The organism is Flagellimonas flava, from assembly GCF_050617915.1.
Taxonomy (GTDB): Bacteria; Bacteroidota; Bacteroidia; order Flavobacteriales; family Flavobacteriaceae; genus Flagellimonas; species Flagellimonas flava_A.
Window position 1 is genome coordinate 1 of the sequence record NZ_JBODQE010000139.1, and the last position, 243, is coordinate 243.

Sequence of the window (243 nt, forward strand, 5' to 3'; positions counted from 1 at the left end):
GATTTATGCGTTGGATTTGGATATTCAGATGGAGCGATACGGGACTCTAAGGGACAAATTGTTCAAACATTTTATGGACGAGGGGGTTTTTCTTAGCCCTTTGGGGAATACCATTTATATTTTGGCGCCTTATGTAATATCCGAGATGCAAATGAACAAGATTTACGATACGATAAAATCAGCTTTGGAAATTGTATAGTCAATCAAAAATGTTGGAACAACGCATTTCCATAACCGCCTTAT

General features: G+C 37.4%; 1 pseudogene. It reads left to right on the forward strand.

The annotated features are described in order from the left end of the window. Positions 1–199, forward strand: a pseudogene (locus tag ACRHOZ_RS21295) (adenosylmethionine--8-amino-7-oxononanoate transaminase); the annotation flags it as partial. Between the last annotated feature and the right edge of the window lie 44 nt (positions 200–243).